Annotated in this window: 26 protein-coding genes; 8 read left to right on the forward strand and 18 right to left on the reverse strand. The window is 56.8% G+C overall.

The genetic code is table 11. The features are described from left to right. Nucleotides 1-21 precede the first annotated feature (21 nt). The gene (locus ACWIKB_RS23835) at nucleotides 22-621 is read right to left on the reverse strand and encodes a SagB/ThcOx family dehydrogenase (protein WP_475269769.1); all 600 of its coding nucleotides are present in this window, start codon (nucleotides 619-621) and stop codon (nucleotides 22-24) included. A gap of 219 nt (nucleotides 622-840) precedes the next feature. On the opposite strand from ACWIKB_RS23835, the gene ACWIKB_RS23840 reads away from it, so the two are divergent. Then, nucleotides 841-1,347, forward strand: coding sequence for a P-loop nucleotide/nucleoside kinase family protein (locus ACWIKB_RS23840; protein WP_475269770.1), 507 nt, complete (start codon nucleotides 841-843; stop codon nucleotides 1,345-1,347). A gap of 163 nt (nucleotides 1,348-1,510) precedes the next feature. Here the strand turns inward: ACWIKB_RS23840 and ACWIKB_RS23845 are convergent, their stop codons facing one another. From ACWIKB_RS23845 to ACWIKB_RS23865, 5 genes are all read right to left on the reverse strand, one after another. Continuing rightward, a complete protein-coding gene (locus tag ACWIKB_RS23845; RefSeq protein ID WP_475269771.1) occupies nucleotides 1,511-1,840 on the reverse strand; it encodes a hypothetical protein in 330 nt (109 codons plus the stop codon). A gap of 62 nt (nucleotides 1,841-1,902) precedes the next feature. Further along, complete coding sequence (locus tag ACWIKB_RS23850; RefSeq protein WP_475269772.1) at nucleotides 1,903-2,223, reverse strand: hypothetical protein; 321 nt, start codon at nucleotides 2,221-2,223, stop codon at nucleotides 1,903-1,905. Between the two features lie 1,063 nt (nucleotides 2,224-3,286). Continuing rightward, on the reverse strand, nucleotides 3,287-3,727 hold the full coding sequence (locus ACWIKB_RS23855) for a hypothetical protein (RefSeq protein WP_475269773.1): 441 nt from the start codon (nucleotides 3,725-3,727) through the stop codon (nucleotides 3,287-3,289). A 232-nt stretch (nucleotides 3,728-3,959) separates the two neighbouring features. Continuing rightward, nucleotides 3,960-4,505 carry a DinB family protein gene (locus tag ACWIKB_RS23860; protein ID WP_475269774.1) on the reverse strand — a complete coding sequence of 182 codons (546 nt, stop codon included), beginning with the start codon at nucleotides 4,503-4,505 and terminating at the stop codon, nucleotides 3,960-3,962. Nucleotides 4,506-4,776: 271 nt separating this feature from the next. Further along, nucleotides 4,777-5,214, reverse strand: coding sequence for a GNAT family N-acetyltransferase (locus ACWIKB_RS23865; RefSeq protein ID WP_475269775.1), 438 nt, complete (start codon nucleotides 5,212-5,214; stop codon nucleotides 4,777-4,779). A 334-nt stretch (nucleotides 5,215-5,548) separates the two neighbouring features. On the opposite strand from ACWIKB_RS23865, the gene ACWIKB_RS23870 reads away from it, so the two are divergent. The 4 genes from ACWIKB_RS23870 to ACWIKB_RS23885 all read left to right on the forward strand — a co-directional run bounded on the left by ACWIKB_RS23870 (nucleotide 5,549) and on the right by ACWIKB_RS23885 (nucleotide 8,988). Continuing rightward, nucleotides 5,549-5,863: a hypothetical protein gene (locus tag ACWIKB_RS23870; RefSeq protein ID WP_475269776.1), complete on the forward strand. Its 315-nt coding sequence runs from the start codon at nucleotides 5,549-5,551 to the stop codon at nucleotides 5,861-5,863. Between the two features lie 306 nt (nucleotides 5,864-6,169). Beyond that, nucleotides 6,170-6,388 (forward strand): hypothetical protein, encoded by a 219-nt coding sequence (locus tag ACWIKB_RS23875; RefSeq protein ID WP_475269777.1) that lies wholly within the window; start codon nucleotides 6,170-6,172, stop codon nucleotides 6,386-6,388. A 373-nt stretch (nucleotides 6,389-6,761) separates the two neighbouring features. Continuing rightward, nucleotides 6,762-6,971, forward strand: a complete 210-nt coding sequence (locus ACWIKB_RS23880) for a hypothetical protein (protein ID WP_475269778.1) — start codon at nucleotides 6,762-6,764, stop codon at nucleotides 6,969-6,971. A 310-nt stretch (nucleotides 6,972-7,281) separates the two neighbouring features. Then, nucleotides 7,282-8,988, forward strand: a complete 1,707-nt coding sequence (locus ACWIKB_RS23885; protein ID WP_475269779.1) for a hypothetical protein — start codon at nucleotides 7,282-7,284, stop codon at nucleotides 8,986-8,988. Between the two features lie 147 nt (nucleotides 8,989-9,135). Here ACWIKB_RS23885 and ACWIKB_RS23890 read toward each other — a convergent pair whose 3' ends face one another. Then, nucleotides 9,136-10,320 carry a sugar transporter gene (locus tag ACWIKB_RS23890; RefSeq protein WP_475269780.1) on the reverse strand — a complete coding sequence of 395 codons (1,185 nt, stop codon included), beginning with the start codon at nucleotides 10,318-10,320 and terminating at the stop codon, nucleotides 9,136-9,138. Nucleotides 10,321-10,540: 220 nt separating this feature from the next. Here ACWIKB_RS23890 and ACWIKB_RS23895 point away from each other — a divergent pair, with 220 nt between their 5' ends. Next, entirely contained in the window at nucleotides 10,541-11,221 is a 681-nt protein-coding gene (locus ACWIKB_RS23895; RefSeq protein ID WP_475269781.1) for an SOS response-associated peptidase family protein, read from the forward strand. A gap of 64 nt (nucleotides 11,222-11,285) precedes the next feature. Here ACWIKB_RS23895 and ACWIKB_RS23900 read toward each other — a convergent pair whose 3' ends face one another. Beyond that, on the reverse strand, nucleotides 11,286-11,573 hold the full coding sequence (locus ACWIKB_RS23900; protein ID WP_475269782.1) for a hypothetical protein: 288 nt from the start codon (nucleotides 11,571-11,573) through the stop codon (nucleotides 11,286-11,288). Between the two features lie 60 nt (nucleotides 11,574-11,633). Further along, nucleotides 11,634-11,825, reverse strand: coding sequence for a hypothetical protein (locus ACWIKB_RS23905; protein WP_475269783.1), 192 nt, complete (start codon nucleotides 11,823-11,825; stop codon nucleotides 11,634-11,636). A gap of 529 nt (nucleotides 11,826-12,354) precedes the next feature. On the opposite strand from ACWIKB_RS23905, the gene ACWIKB_RS23910 reads away from it, so the two are divergent. Next, the gene (locus tag ACWIKB_RS23910; RefSeq protein WP_475269784.1) at nucleotides 12,355-12,552 is read left to right on the forward strand and encodes a hypothetical protein; all 198 of its coding nucleotides are present in this window, start codon (nucleotides 12,355-12,357) and stop codon (nucleotides 12,550-12,552) included. A 220-nt stretch (nucleotides 12,553-12,772) separates the two neighbouring features. Beyond that, nucleotides 12,773-12,982: a hypothetical protein gene (locus tag ACWIKB_RS23915; RefSeq protein WP_475269785.1), complete on the forward strand. Its 210-nt coding sequence runs from the start codon at nucleotides 12,773-12,775 to the stop codon at nucleotides 12,980-12,982. Between the two features lie 35 nt (nucleotides 12,983-13,017). On the opposite strand, the gene metC is transcribed toward ACWIKB_RS23915, so the two are convergent. The 9 genes from metC to ACWIKB_RS23960 are packed head-to-tail and all read right to left on the reverse strand — an operon-like array spanning nucleotide 13,018 to nucleotide 22,851. Further along, a complete protein-coding gene (gene metC, locus ACWIKB_RS23920; protein ID WP_475269787.1) occupies nucleotides 13,018-15,750 on the reverse strand; it encodes a cystathionine beta-lyase in 2,733 nt (910 codons plus the stop codon). 24 nt (nucleotides 15,751-15,774) lie between these two features. Then, nucleotides 15,775-16,431 carry a glutathione S-transferase N-terminal domain-containing protein gene (locus tag ACWIKB_RS23925; protein ID WP_475269788.1) on the reverse strand — a complete coding sequence of 219 codons (657 nt, stop codon included), beginning with the start codon at nucleotides 16,429-16,431 and terminating at the stop codon, nucleotides 15,775-15,777. Beyond that, nucleotides 16,428-17,024 carry a cysteine dioxygenase family protein gene (locus ACWIKB_RS23930; RefSeq protein ID WP_054614483.1) on the reverse strand — a complete coding sequence of 199 codons (597 nt, stop codon included), beginning with the start codon at nucleotides 17,022-17,024 and terminating at the stop codon, nucleotides 16,428-16,430. Before ACWIKB_RS23930 ends, ACWIKB_RS23925 begins: the two co-directional genes overlap by 4 nt. 14 nt (nucleotides 17,025-17,038) lie before the next feature. Beyond that, nucleotides 17,039-17,875, reverse strand: coding sequence for an amino acid ABC transporter ATP-binding protein (locus ACWIKB_RS23935; RefSeq protein ID WP_475269789.1), 837 nt, complete (start codon nucleotides 17,873-17,875; stop codon nucleotides 17,039-17,041). Further along, nucleotides 17,862-18,650 carry an amino acid ABC transporter permease gene (locus tag ACWIKB_RS23940; RefSeq protein ID WP_054050782.1) on the reverse strand — a complete coding sequence of 263 codons (789 nt, stop codon included), beginning with the start codon at nucleotides 18,648-18,650 and terminating at the stop codon, nucleotides 17,862-17,864. The genes ACWIKB_RS23935 and ACWIKB_RS23940 overlap by 14 nt, the downstream gene beginning before the upstream one ends. Further along, nucleotides 18,640-19,374: an amino acid ABC transporter permease gene (locus ACWIKB_RS23945; protein WP_054614482.1), complete on the reverse strand. Its 735-nt coding sequence runs from the start codon at nucleotides 19,372-19,374 to the stop codon at nucleotides 18,640-18,642. The genes ACWIKB_RS23940 and ACWIKB_RS23945 overlap by 11 nt, the downstream gene beginning before the upstream one ends. Further along, nucleotides 19,371-20,582, reverse strand: a complete 1,212-nt coding sequence (locus ACWIKB_RS23950; protein ID WP_475269790.1) for an aminotransferase class I/II-fold pyridoxal phosphate-dependent enzyme — start codon at nucleotides 20,580-20,582, stop codon at nucleotides 19,371-19,373. Before ACWIKB_RS23950 ends, ACWIKB_RS23945 begins: the two co-directional genes overlap by 4 nt. Continuing rightward, on the reverse strand, nucleotides 20,579-22,003 hold the full coding sequence (locus tag ACWIKB_RS23955) for an FAD-binding oxidoreductase (RefSeq protein ID WP_475269791.1): 1,425 nt from the start codon (nucleotides 22,001-22,003) through the stop codon (nucleotides 20,579-20,581). The genes ACWIKB_RS23950 and ACWIKB_RS23955 overlap by 4 nt, the downstream gene beginning before the upstream one ends. Further along, nucleotides 22,000-22,851, reverse strand: a complete 852-nt coding sequence (locus ACWIKB_RS23960; RefSeq protein ID WP_475269793.1) for a transporter substrate-binding domain-containing protein — start codon at nucleotides 22,849-22,851, stop codon at nucleotides 22,000-22,002. Before ACWIKB_RS23960 ends, ACWIKB_RS23955 begins: the two co-directional genes overlap by 4 nt. Nucleotides 22,852-22,881: the final 30 nt, after the last annotated feature.

A 22,881-nucleotide genomic window follows, 5' to 3' on the forward strand; every position in this document is an offset into this window, starting at 1 on the left:
ACAACCTCTCGCGCCAAAGCTCTATTTGAGAGGATTCCCTACGCAGAAAAGGGCGATCGGAAAAAGGGGCCGTTCAAGACACAAGGCTTCCTTCATCTTAATGTCGTCAAAACCCATCACGACTACACCGCCAAGACCAGCTGCGGTGACCGCCAAATATATATTTTGAACGGATGCTCCAGCTTCGAAATCAACGTAGCGTGCGCCCCTTAGACCGTCCGCTTGTTGAGCCGAGAAATGATCTATTGCGAGCCCTCGTTCAGCGACGATAGCGATGACGGCAGGTGCGTCTTCCAACCACTTTTCATCGCCTAAAGCCGCTGAGTTCAGCAATCCATTTTCGATCGGATCTGCGATACGGGAGAGCTTTCCTACCTGGGAATCGTATGTGTATACCCCAGGGGCGAGCCCTTCTACTTGACGCACGATCACCCGCAATACAAGTGGATGCAGAGCGTGTGCCGATGGTGCGGTTCGCCTTCCGTCCGTAGCAGTACACCCCTGTCCGGCATAAAGGAATGTCTCCAGAACTGCCAGGCTCAGCGGCTTTTCACTGAAGGATCTAACACTTCGTCTAGTGGACAGAAGGTCTTTGAGCAGCACAGTGTGTTGGGTATCCATCAACGTTCATCCATGCGAGTTTGTGCTGACAGTAGCAAAGGCACGAACTCCAACCAGGGAAAAATTTCCTTGGTTGAATCCTCTTAGCTAGTAAGCATGGCGTCTTCAAGGTTACTCGGCGCGCCTGATCATGATCGCGAAGTGTGCAACCCAAAGCGGACATTGGCTTCGGCAGGTATTGGCCTAGACTGGGTCATCTCACTAATCGAAGGACATAGAATGCTTATTGTCTTCAGCGGCCTTCCAGGTACTGGAAAAACGACTATAGCAAGTGACCTTGCCACCAGAACAAGTGCGGTGTATCTGCGGATCGATACGATTGAGCAGGCTATCCGAAATTCCGGTGCTCTGGCACAAGACGTGGGGCGGAGTGGTTATATGGTCGCTAATGAGCTTGCTCTGAGCAATCTTCGATTTGGCAGTACTGTCATAGTCGACTGTGTTAACCCAGTAATCGAAAGCCGAAAGGCGTGGAGCGAGATCGCTACTCGCTCTGGTGCTCCATTAGTGAATATCCAGGTGGTTTGCTCTGATAAATATGAACACCAGCGACGGGTAGAAACCAGGAGGATTGATATTCCTGGCCTGACGCCACCAACCTGGCAGTCTGTATTGGATCATGAATATGAGCCGTGGGATAACGCTCCGTTTGATATAGACACAGCCCTGACGTCTCCGGCGGAGGCAGTGGCAATGATCACTAAACGATTTTTATCCGAGGAGTAGCGCCAGCTAAAAGCTCAACGTAGCAAGGGGTGATCAGCAGACGCTTGCCGCTTTAGGCCGAACGCTGGCGGTTGAGAACGGCGGCTTTCGGCCAAAAGCTGCCTGTCGAGTAAGCGGAAAAAGTTGACTGAAAAACCACATAGGACCTGGCCTTCAGGCAGGGTTACTCTTCTCTTTGCCAACGTCTAGCAATTCTGAAAGCTTTGTGTCGAAAGGATTGTGAAAGAACTTTCTGAGATGAGCATTGAAGCAATAGTTCGGATAGCTTTTGGTCAACAGGAAACCCATCATCTAGCCATTTTATTGCAAGTTGAGACCAATATTCAGAGTCAGACTCCAGCGCCGTTACAAGCAACTGGGACAACGATATTTCTTCCGGGATCGAGCTTTTTATGCCCAGCGCCGATACAGCAACTGAAAGGTCCTGTTTTATAGTCCCATATGACTTTTCAAGCAGTGGCAGCAGCCAAACATAACTGAAACGCAGACTCATTGTCTCAAGGGCCCCATATAGCATAGTCGCTGACAGCTAATCCCGTTTTCAGGGTGACCGCATCACTCTGTCGTCGAAGCCAGCGCATTGTGTAGTTCTTGTCGGGCGAGAGGAAAATCCTCAAGCGTCATCCGGACGCCCAGCGTTTCGCGGGCTTTGGCCACCGATGCAGGCCCCAGGATCACAATGGCTCGTATGGCGGCCCAACGAGTAAAATGGTTCTCTGGGTCTGAAACCAGTGAAAGTATCTTTTCAAAGTCCGCATCGTCGGATGCGTGCTCTGCCAACAACCTAGCAGTACCTAAGATATCAATTGGGTATGCAACTTGATGTACGCCCAGATACATCGCCCTGTCGATCAATTCGTCAAAAGAAGAGTCCATGGTGCCTCGTAAGGTAAACAAAAATCCCCCACGCACCTGAATCCACTTATCCTGTCAGATTCCACTAGCGGTGCGACCGTAACCTCCCAGCTTACCCGACCGATCAGCCTGTGTCTGAGATCAGTAAATCATCGGCACGATTTTAAGCATGGCGGGTGACATGCATGTCAATCAACGCAATTCAGATGACTGGTTTGGGTCGACTGCCCCCCTTCACGACAGGCAGCAATCGGCCAGAAGCAGCCACTCGGCTGGATCCTTTCGTTTGATTAACGGATGGGGTTTATCCCGTCCCCGACGAGTGAAGCGAACGCTTGAACCGTAGGCTCGGCTCTAGGAGTACACGGTACCGGGCAGCATCTTTGTGCCGCACAGTGTTCGGTAGCAAACACCATTTCCATATACTAAGCATTTATCGTGGGCTTGGGCTTTAAGCATTAACGCTCGCAATCTTTGGACAATCCGAACGGCTCGACGTCTGAATAACAGCGGTTTGATTGGCCGCTTATCTTGCCTTGGATGTTGGATTTCACCGAGATACTCCTGCCAACTTTTTGGTTGCTGACAGAGCTGTGTTTCGAGATCGTTCAAAATTGCCAATACGTCAGCTAGATCGTCATTTCTCAAGCGGAACATTACATTCATTGATTCAATGCCTATCCCTGCATCTCTTTGTGCATATCGTTCAAAAGCAGGTGCTATAAGGGAAAAATACCCAAACGTATGAAAGCAGTCAGATCTGAAAACAATTCGGTCTTCTGGGTCTAGCGACCACAAATGCTCTGTTTTTTTCGAGGTATATAAGCCGATTATATGATGCATGGTACCTCTACCAGACTACTGACGTACTTATGGATGAAGGCAAGCTCTCACTCCTGAGAGGACTCAGCGTAGCAGGTTCGTGCCATCCATTGGCCACTTCTTCTGGCCGTTTTCTGACGGCTTTCACCGGCAGCTATGGGTCGATTGCGGCCCTTTACGACAGGCAGCAATCGGCCAGAAGCGGTCAGTCACTAGGGCCCGCAGCTAAGTATTCAACACCATCACAGGATTGCAGAAATACTCAACGCTTTATTCCGCGAGCAACGTTTCTGCAATCCAATAGCAAGTCATCCAGGAATGGATTGATTTCCAGCGATTCCATTAGCTCCAGCAACTCTGCAGCGGCCGTTCTGATCGGTCGCCACTCGTCATGATCAAATATCAGTTGATCGTGACAGTGGAATGCAGCCTCAGTAAGGCTATTGCATAGTTCCCAAATATCTTGCAGCCGTGCCTTGATTTCCGCTGGTAACGCGCTGTCGCAGATCGAAAGAACCTCGTTCAACGGAAGGATCATCTCTGACCAAGCTTCACATGCTGGGCAATCCGGGATGGTTCTCTGCTGTAAATCCGAGGTCAGTGCCAGGAACTCGAGCGCCGGGATCGCCTTGCACACCGCAAGAACTTGCTTGTATTCATCTTGGCCGTGCCACTCCCACAACGTTGTGGAGAAACCCATCATCAAGCTCCAAAAAAATCCAGTCGACCTATTACCATCAGCGGGCAGATTCAACTTACCAGTTCACTCTTGCGTAGGTCGAACGGCTACTTGAGGTCGAAAAAGGTCGCTCGCGAGCGGCCGGTTGAATCCACAGCCGATTGCCGTCACTCGGGATCGACAACCAGCCTGGATGGCTGTGCTGTTTCGCCGACCCGATCAAATGTGACAATACCCGGCCTAGCGCTAGGCTTTTCTACTCTGTGCCAGGCTCGGATGGAATGAGGACGACCAGATCCGTATCACCTGTGTCGACACCCGCTTGTGAAAGCAACGTAGTCACTTGTCCGCGGTGGTGCGTCTGATGGTTGAAAAAATGCATGACCAAACCATAAAAGCTCCTGTCAGCGGGTATTCCCTTCATGCTTGTGTAATTGAGGGTGTGATCCAGGTCCGACTCTGCAATGGAGCGAGACCACTCGACAATTTTCTGATCGAGCCACATTCGATGTGCCGAAAGTTCTCGGATATTCGAGAACAGCAGCTGGTCGAGGCTTTTGTGGGCAGGAAGCTGCTGAATCGGTCCCAGAGCCAAGTAGTTAGCTGGGTGCTTGGCGAATCGCTTTAGCCAGGCAGTGTCGCCGGCCACCAGGTGGTTCAACGTCCCGAGAATTGAACCAAAGAATGCTTTCCTATCCACTGAGAGCTCTTCATCTGACAGGCTTCTGGCTGCCTCATAAATCTTTGCGTTCATCCACTCGTTATAGGTGGCCATCAGGAAGATATGACGGGTTCGGTTCATCGTGCTCATCCTTTCAATGAATCGCTTTGTAAGCGATCCACGCTCATCTTGCATCCCAGTCTAGAGTTGGGCTTTGTTGTTTGGCGGCAACCGGGAGAGGGACCGCTCTTGCTTGATGTTTACATGTGGCTCGGCGAATGTCTTCATTTGGCCGATTTCTGCCTGTCGCGAAGGGCTATAATCCACAACCCATAGCGGACTCTGACCAGCATTTGGTTAAGGGGGGCTTTAGCCCGTCCCATTGAGCGAAGTGAACGATTTGAACCAGTTGTTATGCATGTTTTACTAGCCGTTTCTTTAAATGATACAGATTAGTCCCGATTGGGCGATCCTCAAGAACACCATAAATCTCATACCCATGCCGCTCATAGAACTTTTTAGCATCAACGGTTTTTAAGAATGCAACTACTGCCCCATTGTTGGCACCAATCACTTCTGCTTTTTCCAAAAGCATAGATCCTACTTTTTTACCGCGATGAGATTCCTTAACCCAAAAGGTGTCAATTTCTAAGCCATCCCAGTAACAATTACAGCTTATTGCACCGATGTAGTCGCCTACTTCATCGTGTGCAACCACCATAAATATTTTATCTTCCGATTCTGGAGGAAGATTTGGATATTGAGTTCGAAGATATTCTGAAAACCTATTATTCAGAACTCCTTTATCCTTTTCTGTTGGAGAACCCAATATATCAATCTTGATTTCCACTTTATTGCTCCTTAAATTAAACTTTTAGGTGCCGAACGACTTTTGGCATAACATTCCATGTTCATGCTTAATCCCTTGAGCAATCAAAAAATCGAGATTGTAAACGCGGCATCAAGAAGAGGGAAAGCGACATATTACTTTGCACATTACTGACGTATTAGCTGCGTGTCCATGGTCTGCTTCTGGCCGATTTCAGCCCTTTACGACAGGCAGCAATCGGCCAGGAGGAGTCACTGGACACCTCTGCCGTCAGTCGCTAGCCTCAGCCGTCACTGACATTCAGGTGTCTCACAAACTCTTCACATACAGCCAAAAGTCAGGAACTGGGGCACCTATGGCCTACGAAATTCATATTGTCAGACCGATGGAAATAGCTCTTGAAGAATGGCAATCACTTTGCGCAAGTGATCCATCAATGAAGCTAGAAAACGAGTTGGCTCGCAGAAATCCCGTCACCGGTGAAACCATTGTTTCCAGCGGGAAAAATTCAGCAATTTGGACGTCTTCACTAACACAGCAACAGTATCTCTTTGGTTATCGCAGGGGGATGATTTCCTTCGTCTACAGCGATGCTGCAATCATAAAGGCCAAGGAAATTGCGAAAGCACTCGCAGCCAATGTTGAAGGCGATGAAGGTGAGGCATATTGAAAATAGCTTGATGACGGATGCTCTCTAGCTTCCTATCAGCGGATTTCGCCTGCTAGCTGACTTGGCTTTGCACACGCCGGCATAGCCCTCACCCACCACGACTTGTCCTTGCCATCGTCCACTCGGTATCGAATGGTCCAGACCACGGTCACTAGACCGGCCGACGATTTGCCTCGCCCCACTGTGTGCAAGTGAAAATGTCGCGGTCTTTATCCGCTGCACTCACCACTTTTCTCCAGGCGAAAAAAAGCCCGCACTCGGCGCGATTCAATGGGTAAGCTATGTGCTCCACGCATGGAGGCATTTATGAAGTACACAACGATTTTTTTGATTGCAGCTTTGCTCGGCGGTTGCTCCTCATACAGTGAGCGCGGTACCGGCGAAGGCGCAAGGGAACTCAACAACAAAGGCTACACCGTCCGCTGCGATGCGACCCCGGCCAACCAGCCTGGCTGCTATACACCGCCGCCATCGTGGTCGTGGTGGCCGTCCAATAACATAAAATTTAAATTAGGGGCGAACTGAATCAACTACTCGTCCGGGCTTCCTGGTGAGCATAGTGTCGGCCATTATGTTGTTCTGATTGGATGTGACTCGTGATATTCGAATCAACCAATCACTGGCCTGGCTGAGCTTGCCGCCGACCATGCGTCCCTGTTCAGCGACGTTCAGCAGCGTGCACTCAAGGCCAATGATGACCTGGTAGCGCTGATCTAGCGTTTGTAACGAAAAGCCCTGATTATTCGGGGCTTTCTCGTTTCCGGGACTTAGTGAAATCATCGCCGACCGACATGTGCTCCATAACTCGTCCGTGTCCCCCTTCTCCGGCGTCCTGCCGATCGTTAAATATCCTTCACGCAACACGATGCTACGCTGACCTTACGACTGAGGATTCGCGATGCCACATTCAGACCTGCTCCCTTCCCTGCTGTACAAGATCAACGAAAACCAGCTCGCCCTTGAAGCGGCCATCCTGGAGCTTGCGAATTGGGCGCAAGCCAGCGGCGCAGCCGATGTCGCCGACAACGTGCGTAGCGCCATGGACGCCCTCGACAAGAACGAAGAATTCATCAAGCTGACGCTGGCGGTGCTGATGGCGCCTGAGTGAAGTTTGTCGAGACGAAACCACCGAATCGCCATCATATCGATATCATTCGACATTAAAGTTTTAACTCCCCCTTGCCCGATCATGCTCGCCTCGACTACTGTATATACAAACAGCATCGTGACCGCAATACATGCGCCCTTGAAAGCGCTGGCGTTAGCCGGTCACTAAGGGCGGCGACTGTCGTAGAGCCCCCAGCGGCTCATCTACGCATTCTGACAGCCTGAAAAAGGCTGCTTCTTCAACATGGCCATTCAGTCGAATGAGCCTGATAACCCCCATGTATGTGGGACCAACAAAACTTGAGGTAAATATGACTATCGGTGAATGGACTCAACTGGATGAAGTTATTCCGCATGTAAAAGGCCTGATTGATCCCAACCAGGGATCTGCACTTATTCCTTTTGTACCTCGCGGCGCAAGCTCAGTACTTTCCACGGTGGAGTCGGCGCTGCGGCGCAGTGTCCACGCGGATGACTACTGCCTACCTGGACTTGTCGACAACACAGAGGGTTTGGCAAATGCCGTTGCTGCTCTCGGCTCACTAGGCGGAACCGTACTGCTTGGGGCTCGAACTTACGTAGCGAGCACCGTGGTAATTCCAAGGGGAGTCATTATCCAGGGCGATAACCCCTTGGTATCAATCCTGCTGCAGCAAGCGGGGTCAAACGTAGACTTTGTAACGTCAGAAAACTTCGCGGCGTTGACTGGCAAGGGTTTTCCAGTCGCGACAGATAACCGGGTGCCATCCTGGTTCGGATTAAGAAACGTCCAGGTCAATGGCAATAGAGAAAACAACAGTATCGGCCGAGCATGCTGCTTCTATGGCGCCTATACGATCATAGATCACGTTGTTATCGGCTGGGGTGCTAGCGGCGGCCTATACACTGAGTACGCAACGAATGTCTCCAGCAATGCTTCGGTGGCCGATCAAGAAGAAGGCTTTGTTCGCGACTTAGTTGTCCGGGACAATAACGGAGACGGCTGGATCAACCGTGGACCGCACAATGTCCACATGGACAATATTACGGGCATGCGGAACGAAGGCTGGAACTACTTCAGCGAAGTTCTCGATGGGACGTACAACGGGGCACCCACTTACTGCACAATTTTGCATTGTTTCCAAGGCGATATGAGCTGGACAAGTGCAAGCGGTCGCAAGCGTAAGAACATCTATATCGGCACCAATGGCTCGTTTGGCCAGATTACGGTGGACGGTGGGGCATTAGAAATTAATGCAGGGTCGTGTTTGATTTCAAACCTTAACCAATACTTCGGTGGTCAAGGTGGCGACATGGTTACAATTTCGGGCTCTCGCAACATGATTGGAGTGTGGCGAGGTCTCGCTCGCGCAGCAGGATCTACAGCCACGCCGGACGCCTGGATCGCGAAGATCACCGGGGACTTTAACAGCGTCGGTGTTATGCAGATTTACGATAACTCTGAAGCCGCTGCATTTTCCAATGGTGTTCTTGTCACTGGCGTAGGTACAGCCATTGCAGATCTATTTATTCGTGGGACCAAGACTGGCCTGAAAGTGACCTCAAGCCGTAATAGAATTCGTGGCTGGGTTGCGAACACACTGGTGTCAGGTTTTGAATACACCACACCAGTGGACTCACACGGAGGCAGAAACCGGATCAACCTGGACATATCTCCGTCGTCGGGTGCCTATACAACAGGTAATGCACCAATGGCTAACTCGGACCGTTTTAATATCGAAGGAACGGGTTTGAGTGGCGGCACCAAATCAACCAATCTTTCTAAAGAGCAGTCAACCCTGGCCGGCGACCTGGACACTGCCGGGGTTAAAACCTTGGTGATTCCTCACGGCCTGCTTTATACGCCCAAGCGCCAAGACGTTAAACCGTCACTGACAGGGTTAACGGTAAAAACACTGGATCTTGGCTTCATGCGCTGTTCTGTGGTGGACGCTACGAATATCACCATAGAATATCGGGTGGTCACACCAGCTGTAGGGGGTGTCATGAGCATCGCCGTACAAACGACGGCACAGTAAATCGACGTAAGAGACTAAAGCCTCTTACTTCAAGTACCCTCTGCCAGGGAACTTGAAGCCAGGTTTATAATTTTTTGATTATTCACAAAGCCCTGAACAGTCAGGGCTTTGTCAATGTGGGTCATCGTGAATGCGTAGCCCAAGCTATCAGACAGGACTTCCGCGCTTCATAAAGTGAAAGATCGACACGCAGTAAAGAAGCAGCGCCATCGCCGCCAGCATGCCGCCAACCACTCCGATATAGGCGAACCCGAAGTGGCCGCCGACCCAACTTCCCAGCAGGGCACCGGCGCCAATGCCCACGTTATAGATTCCCGAAAACAGCGCCATCGCCACATCGGTCGCGTCCGGCGCCAGTACCAGGACCTTTGATTGCAGCGCCAGCCCAAAGCCCATGATCGCCATTCCCCAGAACAGACTCAGCGTCCCCAGATACGAGACCTTGCCGCTCAAAGGCAACAGCAACGCCAGGCACAACGAGAGCAACACCACGGTCACGATCAAAAAGCGCTGCGGGCTATATCGGTGCAACCAGCTGAAAAGCAGCGAGCCGAAAATGCCGGCCCCCCCAAACAACAGCAGAATGAACGTCACCACGTCGCCACTCAGACCGGCCACCACCTGAACGAAGGGCTCGATGTAGCTGTAGGCGGTGAACTGCGCCGTCACCACCAATGCCGTCAGAACATAGATTGATACCAACGCTGGTCGCTTGAACAACAGGGGCAGGCTTCTGAGAGAGCCCGAGTTCTGACTGGGCAACAACGGCAGGACCTTGGCCAGCCAGAACACTAGCGCAGCAGCCAGCACCGCGATCACGATAAACGTGGTGCGCCAGCCCATCGCCTCGCCCAACAACCTGCCAAGCGGAATACCCAGCACCATCGCCAGGGAAGTACCGGTTGCCAACAACCCCAAGGCCTGCACTTGCTTGCCCGGTGGCGCCAGGCGCACAGCCAGAGACGCCGTGATGGACCAGAACAGCGCATGCGACAGTGCCACGCCGATCCGGCTGAGCAGCAATATCCCGAAGCTTGTGGCCAGACTCGACAGGACGTGACTGACGATGAACATTCCAAACAGGACGATCAACAGCTTGCGCCGCTCGATGTTGCGGGTCAGCAGCATGACCGGAAGCGAGGTCAGCGATACCACCCACGCATAGATGGTCAGCATCAGCCCGACTTGCGCCGATGACATGTCAAAGCTGCTGCCGATCGAACTCAACAGGCCCACAGGCACGAATTCGGTGGTGTTGAATACAAACGCAGCCAACGCCAGCGCAATGACCGGATGCCAATTACCATCCGTTTCAGCCGTAGAAATGCTCATTAAAGGTTGTATTACTCTATCGATGATCAAACAGGTTCGTGATTCCTGCGCCGGAGGCTGAGCTCGCGGCGAAGGGTGCTTTGGAGTGTATCGAGCCAGGACAGAAAAGCGCAGGTACCAAACACAAGCAATCTGCGCGCCAGAGCGTGCCGGCGACTGCCCTCCTGATTAAGTCCCGGAGCCTTGGTCTACGCTCAATGTACAGGTGGAGGACCGGATCATGTGCGGACGACTTTCCCAGTACCGGGGCATTCACGACTTCGTCGCGACGCTGAGCATACCCAACGCCCTGATCAATACCGTCGGCGACCAGCCGCTTGAATACTACAACGCCGCGCCGACCACCCAGCTCGCCCTTTTCCATCAGGAAGGTGAAGTGCTGCACGTCGACAGGGTGCGCTGGGGATGGCGGCCCCACTGGGCGAAGGATCACGCCGTGCCGATTAACGCTCGCGTCGAGAAAGTCGCCCATGGCCCATTCTTCAAAGCGATCTGGCCGCACCGGGCGATCATCGCGATCGACAATTGGTTTGAGTGGGTTTATGAGGGCGGCCCGAATAAACAGCCCTACCTCATCCGCCGCAAGGATCGCGCGCCGATCCTGTGCGCCGCGATTGGACAGTACCCGCGGTACGAACATGAACCGGATGAGCATGACGGCTTTGTGATCATCACCGCCGACAGCGTTGGCGGCATGGTGGACATTCACGATCGCCGCCCCGTGACACTTTCACCGGAACTGGCCCGGGAATGGCTGGCCCCGGCCACGCCCAAGGAGCGTGCCGAGCAGATGGGGCTGGTCGAGGGCGAGCCGTCCGAGGCCTTCGAATGGTTCAAGGTCGATATGGCCGTGGGTAATGTGCGAAATCAGGGCGCTGAACTCCTCCAGCCAGCGCAATGAGGCAATGCAATAGATAGTTGGCGACAACGTAAAGTCATCACCTCATCTGCACGCCTGTGCCCGTTCAAGCACCAAGCGGATCATCCCCGTCGCGACTATTGATAAACGCATTCCAGTGCACATAAGCGTCGTGCTGGCGTTTGACGGCCTCCTCCCACTCCGGCCCTGACATCGATCGACATGAAATCAGCCTCATCATTTCCGTTGTTGCAGCATCTAGATCCGCCAACAGTGCGTGGGATTTGAGCCTGAATTCGTCGACTGATGTCATTGCGTCTGCTCCATTGGCGCTACCGCCACCGAGAAATAAATGGTTCAGGATCATTGAGCGCGGATCTGGTAAAAAATTCATGGCTTGCGATCACCGGCATCCGCCAGATATGAAAAGCCCAGCGCGGTGGCTGGGCTCTGGTTATTTTCTGTTTTCCATCATCTTGTCGGCGAGTGCCTTGGCCCGTTCAACCAACAGGTTTTGCCTGTCTTGGTGAGTGGCCACGCCTACAACCGGTGCGGTCAAATTGCTCTCGGCAATCAGCGCCGCGCAGAAGTACTGGTCCCAGACTCTGATTTGCGTTGCTTGCTTGTTTACTAGGTCGGCGTCCATGTGCGGCTCCTCTTGATGAAGTGCATGGCCATTTTACGCCCTAACGGCAACAAGCCCGCGCTGCGGGTGCTAGCCAGGGATATTAAGGAAGGCGTTCCAGCGTTCATAGGCATCGTGTTGCCTTTTCGTGGCCGCGTCCCATTCCGGCCCTGAAACACATTTTGATGTTACCAACGTCATCATCCCCATCGTTGCGGCATCAAGTTCTGTCAGAAGCTCTTGCGATTGGGCCCTGAAGTCTTCGAATGATGTCATTAACTTGCCTCGGCGCGGGGTTCACCGCCATTGAGGAACAATTGCCCCTCGAATGATGGAGTCCGGCCATTGCCGTTAATTCAAGGAGTCTGACGGTCGGTGTCGCGTAACAGACCCTTTGCATCACCATTCGTCGCCAATGAAAACCTGGCGCGAGGCGCGACCAAATCTTGGCTTGGGGTTTGCAAACGCCGGTCGTAGCGGCCACAGAACGACATATTTCTGACGCGGCAGCACTCACATCAATACGCTTGGTCAGTACCGGAGAAGTAACGTGTCAACTCTCAATGAAATCGCAATGAACCACGCGAGAATGGCTAAGGCAAAGGAAGAAGAGTCGACCGGGCTGAGTGAGCGACAGCTTCAGATAGTGGGCAGTTTCGAAGTCCCCGGCATCGATGCGCAACAACACATCCCACTGCATCTAATCGCCGGAGCTCAAGACAATCACCTCGGCCAGGCCTGCGCCTGATCGGGTGTCACTTGTCGCACGCCTTTTGATTCGACGTTGAGCGTGCGACAAGCCCTCTGCAAATAGCTGCCGCCAAGGAAAATAAAACAGTCCGCCGGGCAGCCGTCTGCAAGGGATTTACCAGCACCGATGGCTGGCAACAACGCGTTTCCTCAACTAGTGTTTCTACCTCATCGAACAGCGCCCACTTTATTGCAGGCGCCTAGTCAAGGAGAGATAGATGACCCCCGTTCGTATTGCCGAGCAAACCTATCGCACCTGGTCCAGCCCGATCCTGCTGGAACTCAAGGAGCGCGAAGATCAACTGGACCCGGTCGCCCGCCAGGCATTGCAGAATGTGCTGGTAGAGCGAAGACTCGTGGACACCGGCAATCCCGCCGGCCCGGAACGACGCAACGCCGGTCCGGTTAAACGCGACAAATTCTGGTAACTGTCACCCATCACCGATTCGCTGCCAGAGAGGCTTCAACCTCCCGTCGCTGCAGCGAATCCCCGCTCCAGATCCTCGATCAACGCCTCGACATCCTCCAGCCCGATATGCAATCGCAGCACTGGATTGAGTGCGCGATCCTCTGCGCTATTGCGCTCCTTGAGTTCGGCGACCGTGACCAGGCTTTCATAACCGCCCCAGGAAGCGCCCAGCCCAAACACGTGCAGCGCATCGATAAAGCGCTCGACATAGCCCTCGTCAGCGTCGTGCAGCTCGAACGAAAGCAAGCCGTTGCTGCCCTTGAAGTCGCGCTGCCACAGGGCATGGCCTGGGCGATCGGGCAACGCGGGATGGAACACTCGCTTCACCTGCGGTTGAGCCTGTAGCCAATGGGCGATTTCCAGGGCCTGGCGTTCGTGGACTTCCAGGCGTGGCGCCAGGGTTCGGGCGCCACGCAGCACCAGATAAGCGTCGTCGGGGCTGACGGCGTTGCCGAAGGTGTCGCTCATCGCCGCCAAGGGTTGCCACACCTCTTCCCGGGTGCAGACACTGCCCATGACCACATCGCTATGGCCGCACAGGTACTTGGTCAGCGCCATGATCGAGATGTCCGCGCCCAACGTCAGCGGCCGGTACAGGTAGCCCGAGCCCCAGGTGTTGTCCACGGCCAGCAGGATGCCCCGCGGTTTGCACAGGGCGGCGATGGCCGGCAGGTCACAGAGTTCGTACAGCAACGAACCGGGCACTTCGGTGTAAACCATTTTCGTGTTGGCTTGCAGCTTCGTGGATAGATCGCTGCCGTCGGGGGCGAAGTAGCTGACTTCAATACCAAACGGTTGAAGAAACTCTCGGGCCAGGCGCCGCACGGGCGAATACACGGCGTCGGTGATCAGCACATGATCGCCGGGTCGCAGATAGGCCAGGAATGTTTGCGCGACGGCTGCCAGTCCGGTGCCGAACAAGCGCGTGCGATAGCCACCCTCAAGCTCCGTGACCAGGTCTTCCAGGGCGAACGCTGTCGGATTGCCGCGTGCGCCGTAGCTCAGGACGCGTTCGTGGTCGCGGCGGGAACGGGCGTCGCGCATTTGGGCGAGGTTGTCGAACAGCACCGTGCTTAAGCGCGTGACCGGGACGTTGACGGCACGACCGCCATTGCCCTTTTCAGTACGCGCGGAATGAATCAGTTGGGTACGGACCCGGTCACCGCTGGAAACCTTCAGCGGCTTGAGGCTGGCGATTTCCTCTTTGCTCATTTGCGCCAGCAAACCGATTTCCCAGGCCAGGTACTGCCGCGCTGCGTCCTTGTTGCCAGAGTGACGGTCGTGGGTGAAGAACAGGAAATCGATGCATTGCTCGTCGGGCGGTGTGTTGGGCGTTTCTTGCAGCTCAAGACCCGCCACATTCCCGGCGAACCGGGTTTGCTGGCGCTGATGTTCGGGGAACTCCAGCGCCGCGAACGCCGCCAACCGTGGATCGTCGGCCAGCAGCACCAATGGCCGTTGCTCTCCGGCGACCTCGGCCGCCAGCAACGAACGGATCGACCAACGCGCCCCGGCGATATGACCTTTGCGATACACCATGCTCGGGCGCAGATCGATCAACGCGACTGCGTCGTCCTTCAACGCGTCAGCCAGCGCCTGTGCTGTGATCAATGGCAATGCTTCAGGCGCTGCGACTTCAAGCGCCGGCAATGCCAGAGCGCTGGCGGCGCCGCCCTCAAGCACATACGCCTCATGCCCCAACTGTCGCAGCCAACTGGCGACAATCGGTGCGCGCACGCCATCGCTGTCGATCAGCACCAGTCGCGCCTTGCGCACACCAATGTACAAATCGGTGGATTGAATCAACTGCCCGCCCGGCGTGTGTTGCGCGCCCGGCAGAGTGCCGGCGGCGAATTCCTCGGCGGTGCGCACGTCGCACAGAAACAGGCTGCGTCCGCTCTCTTTCGCCCACTGTTCAACTTGCGCGGCGCCAACGGTTTTCACCCCAGCCTTTTCCGCCAGTTGCGCAGCGGCCAAGCGTTGCCTTGGCAAAGCATCGGCTGACACTTCATCGGCGTAACGCCGCATGCTGCCATGCTCCAGCTGAAAATCTTCCAGATACCAACCCTGCGTGCCGTTCTCCAAGGCATAAACCGGATTCTTCACGCCCAGGTTGATCAGCGTCTGCGCGCCAATAATGCTGCGGGTCCGACCGGCGCAATTGACCACAATCGGCGTGCTCTCGTCCGGCACCAGATCGTGGACGCGATAGCCCAACTCGCCATTCGGGCAGCACACCGAACCGGGAATGGTCATCTTGCGGTATTCATCGAACGGCCGACCGTCGAGCACCACCAACGGCTCGCCTCGCGCCTGCCATTCGGCCAACTGCGTGGCAGTAACGTGGGGCGTATGGCTCGCCTCCTCCACCAACTCGCCAAACGCCTTGGACGGTACATGCACCCCGGCAAACAACTGGAAACCGGCGGCCTGCCAGCCATCGGCACCACCCGCAAGGATATGCACGCGGCCATAGCCCAGCGCCTGCAAACGTCGGGCGGCACGCGCCGCAACATCGCCACCGTCCTGGTCGTAAATCACCAGCCGTACTTGAGGATTCGGCGCCAGACGCCGGGCCTCCAGCTCCAGGCGGCTATAGGGCAAATTCACGCCGAAAAACAGATGGGCTTCGCCATATTGGCCATGCTCACGCACGTCGAACAGGGCAATTTCCTGCCCGTCGAACAGCCACTGCTGCAGTTGCCCTGGGGTTACGGTCTGGCTCATGGAAGTCCCGCTTGAAAATAGAAGTTATTGAAGCGCGAGGGAGCGCTCGTTGGCGGCGATGTCGCGGCCCTTGGCATAGGCGCGCTGGATCGCCGGCCGCGCCTTGAGGCGTTCGCGCCAGGCGTGGATTTGCGGGAAGTCCGCCAAATCCTGGCCCTGTCGCTGCGGCTGAATCCACGGGAAGATCGCCATGTCGGCAATGGAGTACTCGCCCGCCACATACGGCAGTTCGGACAGGCGTGTTTCCAGCACCCGATACAGCCGCGTCGCCTCGGCATTCAGCAGGTCAAGGGCGAACGGGATCGGTTCCGGCGCCTTCTCCTTGAACAGCTGCAACTGGCTCAGGTACGGCGTGACATGCCCGACCTGCCAGAACAGCCATTCCTGAACCTTCTGCCGTTCGGCCGTCCCGATTGGCGGCAGAAAACGCCCGGCCTTGTCCGCCAGATAATTGAGGATCGCCCCGGACTCAAACAGGCTCAGCGGTGCGTCCAGTGCCTCAGGCGCATGATCGACAATCGCCGGAATCCGCCCGTTGGCGCTGATGCGCTGGAACGCCGGTTGCTTCTGCTCGCCGGTACGGATGTTGACCGGCACCACGCGGTATTCCAGCCCGAGCTCTTCAAGCAGGATGCCGATCTTCAGCCCGTTGCCGGTCGGCCAGTAATACAAATCGATCATGCGTAGGCCTTGATCGACGGCGCCATTTGCGAGGCGTTGTAGTTGAGAATCCGCCCGTCGGCTTCGACGCCGTAGCGACCGTTGAGGGACTCCAGCGGCAAGCCGTAAAGGTGGAAATGCAGGGTCGCCTGCTCGCCTTCGACGCGAATCCCGTGCAGGTCTTCGCCCAGGAACGAGATCGACGTACCGGGTTGCACGATCACTTCTTTTTCCAGGTGCAGGGTGGTGAACCCCGGCTCGCGACCTTCATCACTGCGCCCGTAGACGTAGTTGATTTCCTGGCCTTCGACGGCGCTTATGATCGCCCAGGTTTCGTGGTTGTGCGCGATGGTGCTTTTGCCCGGCAACAACGAGTTCAAGTACAGCGTCGGCGTGTCGCCATCGTCGTTGAGGCGGTAGCGGAAAGCGGTACTGCCCTGCCCCGGCACGGGCGCCGGGAACGCGTCGAAGTTGAACAAGTCGCGGCGCTCGGCCAGGGTTTCGAGCAAGGCGACAATCTCCACCAACGCGGCGCGGTCGACGCCCCGTTGATTGATCACACGGATTTTCTTGAGGAAATCCTCGATGACGACGGCACGGTTATCGGTACTCATGAATTGTCTCCTCGTTACACAGACAGGCTGTAGCGGCTCAGGTTGGTCAACAGGTACGGATCATTGGAATTCGCCGGGCGACGGCCCGGATCACCCAAGGCGTGGCGCAGGAATTCCTGGGTGCGCTCGCTGCTCGGGTGCTGGAAGATTTGCGCGGCGCTGCCGTGTTCGACGATCACGCCGTTTTCGGTGAAGTAGACGATGTCGCTGATTTCCTCGGCGAAGCGCATTTCATGGGTCACCAGCACGCAGGTCATGCCTTCTTCGGTCAGCTCGCGAATCACCGTCAGCACCTCGCCGACGGTTTCCGGGTCGAGGGCCGAGGTCACTTCATCAAACAGGATCAGTTCCGGGCGCATCGCCAGTGCGCGAGCAATCGCCACCCGTTGCTGCTGGCCGCCGGACAACTGGCCCGGATAGGCATCAGCCTTGTGTTCCATGCGCACTTTGGCCAGCAGCGCCCGAGCCTCTTTCTCGGCCTCGGCGCGGCTGCGGCCCAACACTTTGCGCGGGGCGATCACCAGGTTTTCCAGCACCGACAAATGCGGGAACAGGTTGTATTGCTGGAACACAAAACCCACGCGTTTGCGCAATTCGATGCGCTGGGCTTCCTTGGCCAACGTGTGCACTTCGGTGCTGCCGACGCGAATGCTGCCGCGCTGGGGCTGCAACAGGCCGGTGATGCAGCGCAGGATCGTCGACTTGCCGGAACCGGACGGGCCGATAATCGACACGGCCTGACCGCGATGCACGTCGAGGTCGATGCCCTTGAGCACGGGGTTGGCGCCGAACGACAGGTGCAGGTCACACAGGCTGACCAGGGGCTCGGCGACGGTTTCAATAGAAGGCATAACGTCGCTCCAGGCGTTGGGTCAGTCGGGAAATCGGGTAGCAATAGGCAAAGAACAGCACCAGCAAACTCAGGTAAATCACCACGGTGAAACCGGTCATGTTCACGGTGTTGCTGGCGATCTGTGCGGTGTCGATCACGTCATGCACGCCCACCAGCGAGGCCAGTGCGGTGCCCATGGTGATCACCGCGTAAAGGTTCATCCACGGCGGCAACATGCGTTTGAAGCACTGCGGCAGGATGATCGAACGGAAAATCTGCCCACGGGTGAAGGCCAGGGAACGCGCGGCTTCCCATTGGGTGCTGGGGATCGAAGCGATGGCGCCACGGAATATTTCCGCGACGTTGGCACTCGCCGGCAAGGCCAGGCCGATGGTGACCTTGACCCAGTCAGGGAACGAGACATAGGTGCTGCCGAGCTTGATCTCGAACGGGAACACGTAGGTGGTGAAATAGATCAACACCAGCCACGGCGCGTTGCGGAAAATCTGCACCCAGATCTGCGCCGGCAAGCGCAACAGGCGCAGCGGTGACACCGCCAACGCACCCACTAATAATCCGAGCACCGAGCCCAAACCAATCGCCACCAGGCTGATCAGAATGTTCTGGCCAAAGCCCACCGCCAATGCCGGCGACCATTGCAGCAACGCCTTGAACACCGGACTTTGCGGCGCGAAATACAGCAGGAACAGCACCGCGCCAGCCAACAACAGCAACTTGCCGACATGCCGGCGCGGCCAGGCCAGCGGTGCGCTGACGGACGATTCAATGGCCATAGCCGGGCATCCTCAGGCGCGCTTCGAGCAGGCGCCCCACGCAATTGACGATAAAACTCAGCAGGCCGAAAAAGCTCAGGATCAGAATCATCAGCTCCAGCACGTTGTCGCTTTGGGTCCAGATCATGATCGCCGCATAGGTGATGTCGCCCACGGCGATCGCCGAGGCCACGGCGGTCATCTTCACCAGGTCGATCAGGTTGTTGATCAGCGACGGCAAGGCAAAACGCAGGGCCAGCGGCAGTTGCACATTCCACAGCAACTGGCGGCTGCTGAAGGCCAGGGAACTGGCGGCTTCCAGGGTCACCGCCGGCACCGCTTCGATACCCGCGCGCAAGGCTTCAGCGTGAAACGCGCCCTTGTGCAGCGAGATCACAATCACCACCCAGGCAAACGGCGTCAGCGGATTCGCCGCGCCGACGGCTTGGGTCAACAGCATGTTCAAGACCAGGAACGCGCAATACAGCTGCACCAGCGTCGGCGTGTTGCGGGTGACTTCGATAAACACCCGCGCCGGTTTGGCCAGCCACGGTTTGCCCGAGGTCAACATCGCCGCCAACCCGACACCCGCCAGCAAACTGCCGACGATGGTGAACAGGCACAGCAGCGCGGTAGTCAGTGCGCCTTGTTCCAGGGTGCCGCGTTGATAGGCGTCCAGCAGGAAGTTGTAATTAAGGCCAAACCCGGCGGTCCAGTGGACGAACAGCTCCAACAGATGACTCATGCTGCGCCTCGCAATTGCCCGCAGGCATGGGCGATGCGGCGCCCGGCTTCAGCGACACTTTCAGTCGCGGTGGCGATGGACAGGCGAAACCACGGCGACAGGCCATAGGCGCTGCCCGCTACACCGGCGGCGCCCTCCTCCAGCAAATACGCGACGACATCGGCGTCATTGTCGAGGCGCCCGCCGTCCGGGCGATAACGTCCCAACAAGCCTTCGCAGCGGACGAATACGAAAAAGCCGCCCTTGGGTTCGAGCACTTCCAGACCGTTTACGGCTTTTAATGCCATCACCAACAAGTCCCGACGCTGCTGATAGGCCGCGACCTGCGCCGGCAGGAAATCCAGCCCGCCATCGAAAGCAGCCAGCGCAGCGGCTTGTCCGACCGAGGAAGCCCCCGAAGTCGATTGCGATTGCACGACCGCCATGGCACTGGTCAGCACTTGCGGCCCGGCACCGAAACCGATGCGCCAACCGGTCATGGCGTAGGTCTTGGATACACCGCCCACCAACAGGCAACGCGGCTGCAAATCGGGGGCGACGTTAAGCAAACTCAACGGTTGTTGGCCGTCAAAGCGAATATGTTCGTAAAGCTCATCCAGCAGAATCAACACCTGCGGATGACGGCGCAGCACCTCGGCCAATGCCTGCAACTCGGCGGCGCTGTACACCGCGCCACTCGGATTGCCCGGACCGTTGAGAATCAGCCATCGCGTGCGTTCGCCGATGTGTTGTTCCAACTGCTGCGGCGTCAGCTTGCAGCCCTGGGCCAACCCGCACTCGATAAACACCGGCTCGCCGCCATTGATGCGCACGCTGTCCGGGAACGACGGCCAGTACGGCGTCGGCACCAGCACTTCATCGCCTTCATCAAGGGTCGCGGCGAACGCGTTGAAGATGATCTGTTTCGCGCCGTTGGCAATCACGATGGATTCCGGCGGATATTCCAGCCGGTTTTCGCGCTGGAGTTTGCGTTGTACGGCAAGTCTTAACGCCTTCACTCCGGGCGTCGGCGTGTACTTGGTGGCGCCCGCCGCGATGGCCGCATAGGCCGCTTGCTTGATGTGTTCCGGCGTATCGAAATCCGGCTCGCCGGTGGTCAGGTCGAGGATGTCCCGACCGCTTTCACGCAACGCCGTGGCCTGGGATTTGGCCGCCGCGTTGGCCGACAGCGAGACGCGCTGCACGCGTTTGGACAGGCGAACACTCATGGCTTGAGCACCTCCACGACTTTGCCCGGATTGAGCAGGTTTTTCGGGTCCAGCGCGTGCTTGATGCGGCGCATCAGGTCCAGCTCCACCGGGCTTTTGTAGCGATCCAGCAAACCGACCTTGCGCTGACCGATGCCGTGTTCGGCACTGATCGAACCGCCATGGGCGTGGGCGCTGTCGTGCACCAGCTCGCTGAGCGCCGCGTAGTTGGCCATGTGCGCCTCGACCGTCGAATCCAGCGGATGCGCGACGTTGTAGTGCAGATTACCGTCGCCCAAATGACCGAAGGTGAAATGCCGCACGCCGGGAAAGTGCTGTTGCAGCAGCGCATCGGTGTGCGCGACAAACGCCACGACCTGGGAAATCGGCACCGAGATGTCGTGCTTCATGTTGCGACCGGCACGCTTCTGCGCCTCGCTCATGTTTTCCCGTAGCAACCACAAGCCTTCGCTCTGGGCCAGGCTTTCAGCGATCAACGCGTTGGCCAGCAGTTCCCGCTCGAAGGCTTCACCCAGCACCGTTTCAAAAGCTTCGCGGGCATGGCTTTCGCTGTGGTTATCGGACAATTCCAGCAGCGCAAACCACGGCTGCAGCGCGCCGAGAAACGGTTGTGGGCCTTGGGGGAATTGTTCGCGCAACAACGCCAGGCAATCGGCGCTGAGCAATTCGAACGCGGTCAGGCTAGCGCCGAAACCAGCGCGGGCATGGGACAGGAATTTCACGGCTTGAGCCAGCGAGTCGAAAGCCAACAACGCGGTGGCCTGGGCCTTGGGCAGTGGAAAGAGTTTCAGGGTCGCGGCGGTGATAATGCCGAGGGTGCCTTCGCTGCCGATAAACAGGTCGCGCAGGTCGTAGCCGGTGTTGTCCTTGCGCAAACCGCGCAGGCCATTCCAGATTTCACCTTGGGCGGTGACCACTTCCAGGCCGAGAGTCAGTTCGCGAGTGTTGCCATAACGCAGCACAGCTGTGCCGCCGGCGTTGGTGCCGAGATTACCGCCAATCGTGCAACTGCCTTCGGCACCGAGGCTCAGCGGAAACAGGCGCCCGGCATTACGCGCCACGTCCTGCACGGTTTGCAGAATGCAGCCGGCCTCGACGGTCAGGGTGTCGTTATCCGTATCCACGTTGCGTACGCGATTCAAGCGATCGAGCAACAGCAACACGGCGCGGCCACTGGCGTCCGGGGTGGCGCCGCCCATCAAACCGGTGTTGCCGCCCTGCACCACGATTGGCGTGTCATTCGCCACGCAAGCGCGGACCACCGCCGCGACTTCCTCGGTGTTGGCCGGGTGCACGGCGGCAATCACCTGCCCGACGTAGCGCCCCTGCTTGTCCGTCAGGTACGGCGCAGCTTCTTCGCTGCTTTGCACATGGCGGGCGCCGAGCAATTGCTGCAATGTCGCGAACAACCCTTGGCTCATGGTTGAACCGCCAATGGTGCGGCGTTGCGATACTGTTCATGCAGGTCGCGCAAGGCCTGGGACGGCGCCATGCCGGTGCGTTCACCCAGCGCGATCAGCCAGCCGCTGCGGTGCCAATCGCGGACGATGGCATCCAGTTTGGCCTGGGTATCGTGCTCGCCTTTGCGAATCCAGATCACCGAGTTCGACGGGATCAAATCCCCCGGCAACGGGATTTCATAACCGGCCCATTCCGCATCGCTCAACAGCGCATGCATGGTCGGGCTGACATGCACTGCCGCCACGCAACCATTACCGCGCAGCGACAATAGCGATTCGGACTGGCTGCGGAACGCCTTGATCTCGGCGCCGTAGGTTTCCTGCAACGGCTTGATGAAGTTGCTGCCCTGGGACACGCACACCGGTTTGCCCTTCAGGTCGGCCCACTGGGTGATGCCCGCGCCTTTGCGAATCAGTGCGGCGCCGCCGACTTCTTCATAAGGCGTGGGCACGTAGTCGAGAATCTCGGCGCGCTCGTCGGCGTACTGCATGTTGGCGATCAGGATGTCGACCTTGCCCTGTTGCAGGAACTGCACGCGGTTCGGCGCCAGCACTGAAACTGTGTTGGCCTCGACCCCGAGTGCCTTGCCGATGCCCTTGGCCAATTCGACGTTGTAACCCAGGTGCTCGCCGGTCTTCGGGTCAATGGTGCCGAACGGCGGGCCACTGAGAATCACCCCGACGCTGATGGCGTGGCGCTGCTGGATTTTGTCCAGGGTGGCGTCGGCCTGGGCGAGGCTGGCGGCCAGCGCGGCGCACCCGGCCAGGCACAGGGCGGTCAGGCTTTTAGCGGAAAAAAGTGGCTGCATGCACGGCTACCTTGAGCGTTGATCGGTTGA

This window comes from Pseudomonas sp. 5Vm1k, assembly GCF_056161485.1.

Coding starts and splice junctions, on each gene's coding strand:
- ACWIKB_RS23835 (WP_475269769.1), bottom strand. CDS start 621: ATGGATACCCAACACACTGTGCTGCTCAAAGACCTTCTGTCCACTAGA.
- ACWIKB_RS23840 (WP_475269770.1), top strand. CDS start 841: ATGCTTATTGTCTTCAGCGGCCTTCCAGGTACTGGAAAAACGACTATA.
- ACWIKB_RS23845 (WP_475269771.1), bottom strand. CDS start 1,840: ATGAGTCTGCGTTTCAGTTATGTTTGGCTGCTGCCACTGCTTGAAAAG.
- ACWIKB_RS23850 (WP_475269772.1), bottom strand. CDS start 2,223: ATGGACTCTTCTTTTGACGAATTGATCGACAGGGCGATGTATCTGGGC.
- ACWIKB_RS23855 (WP_475269773.1), bottom strand. CDS start 3,727: ATGATGGGTTTCTCCACAACGTTGTGGGAGTGGCACGGCCAAGATGAA.
- ACWIKB_RS23860 (WP_475269774.1), bottom strand. CDS start 4,505: ATGAACCGAACCCGTCATATCTTCCTGATGGCCACCTATAACGAGTGG.
- ACWIKB_RS23870 (WP_475269776.1), top strand. CDS start 5,549: ATGGCCTACGAAATTCATATTGTCAGACCGATGGAAATAGCTCTTGAA.
- ACWIKB_RS23875 (WP_475269777.1), top strand. CDS start 6,170: ATGAAGTACACAACGATTTTTTTGATTGCAGCTTTGCTCGGCGGTTGC.
- ACWIKB_RS23880 (WP_475269778.1), top strand. CDS start 6,762: ATGCCACATTCAGACCTGCTCCCTTCCCTGCTGTACAAGATCAACGAA.
- ACWIKB_RS23885 (WP_475269779.1), top strand. CDS start 7,282: ATGACTATCGGTGAATGGACTCAACTGGATGAAGTTATTCCGCATGTA.
- ACWIKB_RS23890 (WP_475269780.1), bottom strand. CDS start 10,320: ATGAGCATTTCTACGGCTGAAACGGATGGTAATTGGCATCCGGTCATT.
- ACWIKB_RS23895 (WP_475269781.1), top strand. CDS start 10,541: ATGTGCGGACGACTTTCCCAGTACCGGGGCATTCACGACTTCGTCGCG.
- ACWIKB_RS23900 (WP_475269782.1), bottom strand. CDS start 11,573: ATGAATTTTTTACCAGATCCGCGCTCAATGATCCTGAACCATTTATTT.
- ACWIKB_RS23905 (WP_475269783.1), bottom strand. CDS start 11,825: ATGGACGCCGACCTAGTAAACAAGCAAGCAACGCAAATCAGAGTCTGG.
- ACWIKB_RS23915 (WP_475269785.1), top strand. CDS start 12,773: ATGACCCCCGTTCGTATTGCCGAGCAAACCTATCGCACCTGGTCCAGC.
- metC (WP_475269787.1), bottom strand. CDS start 15,750: ATGAGCCAGACCGTAACCCCAGGGCAACTGCAGCAGTGGCTGTTCGAC.
- ACWIKB_RS23925 (WP_475269788.1), bottom strand. CDS start 16,431: ATGATCGATTTGTATTACTGGCCGACCGGCAACGGGCTGAAGATCGGC.
- ACWIKB_RS23930 (WP_054614483.1), bottom strand. CDS start 17,024: ATGAGTACCGATAACCGTGCCGTCGTCATCGAGGATTTCCTCAAGAAA.
- ACWIKB_RS23935 (WP_475269789.1), bottom strand. CDS start 17,875: ATGCCTTCTATTGAAACCGTCGCCGAGCCCCTGGTCAGCCTGTGTGAC.
- ACWIKB_RS23940 (WP_054050782.1), bottom strand. CDS start 18,650: ATGGCCATTGAATCGTCCGTCAGCGCACCGCTGGCCTGGCCGCGCCGG.
- ACWIKB_RS23945 (WP_054614482.1), bottom strand. CDS start 19,374: ATGAGTCATCTGTTGGAGCTGTTCGTCCACTGGACCGCCGGGTTTGGC.
- ACWIKB_RS23950 (WP_475269790.1), bottom strand. CDS start 20,582: ATGAGTGTTCGCCTGTCCAAACGCGTGCAGCGCGTCTCGCTGTCGGCC.
- ACWIKB_RS23955 (WP_475269791.1), bottom strand. CDS start 22,003: ATGAGCCAAGGGTTGTTCGCGACATTGCAGCAATTGCTCGGCGCCCGC.
- ACWIKB_RS23960 (WP_475269793.1), bottom strand. CDS start 22,851: ATGCAGCCACTTTTTTCCGCTAAAAGCCTGACCGCCCTGTGCCTGGCC.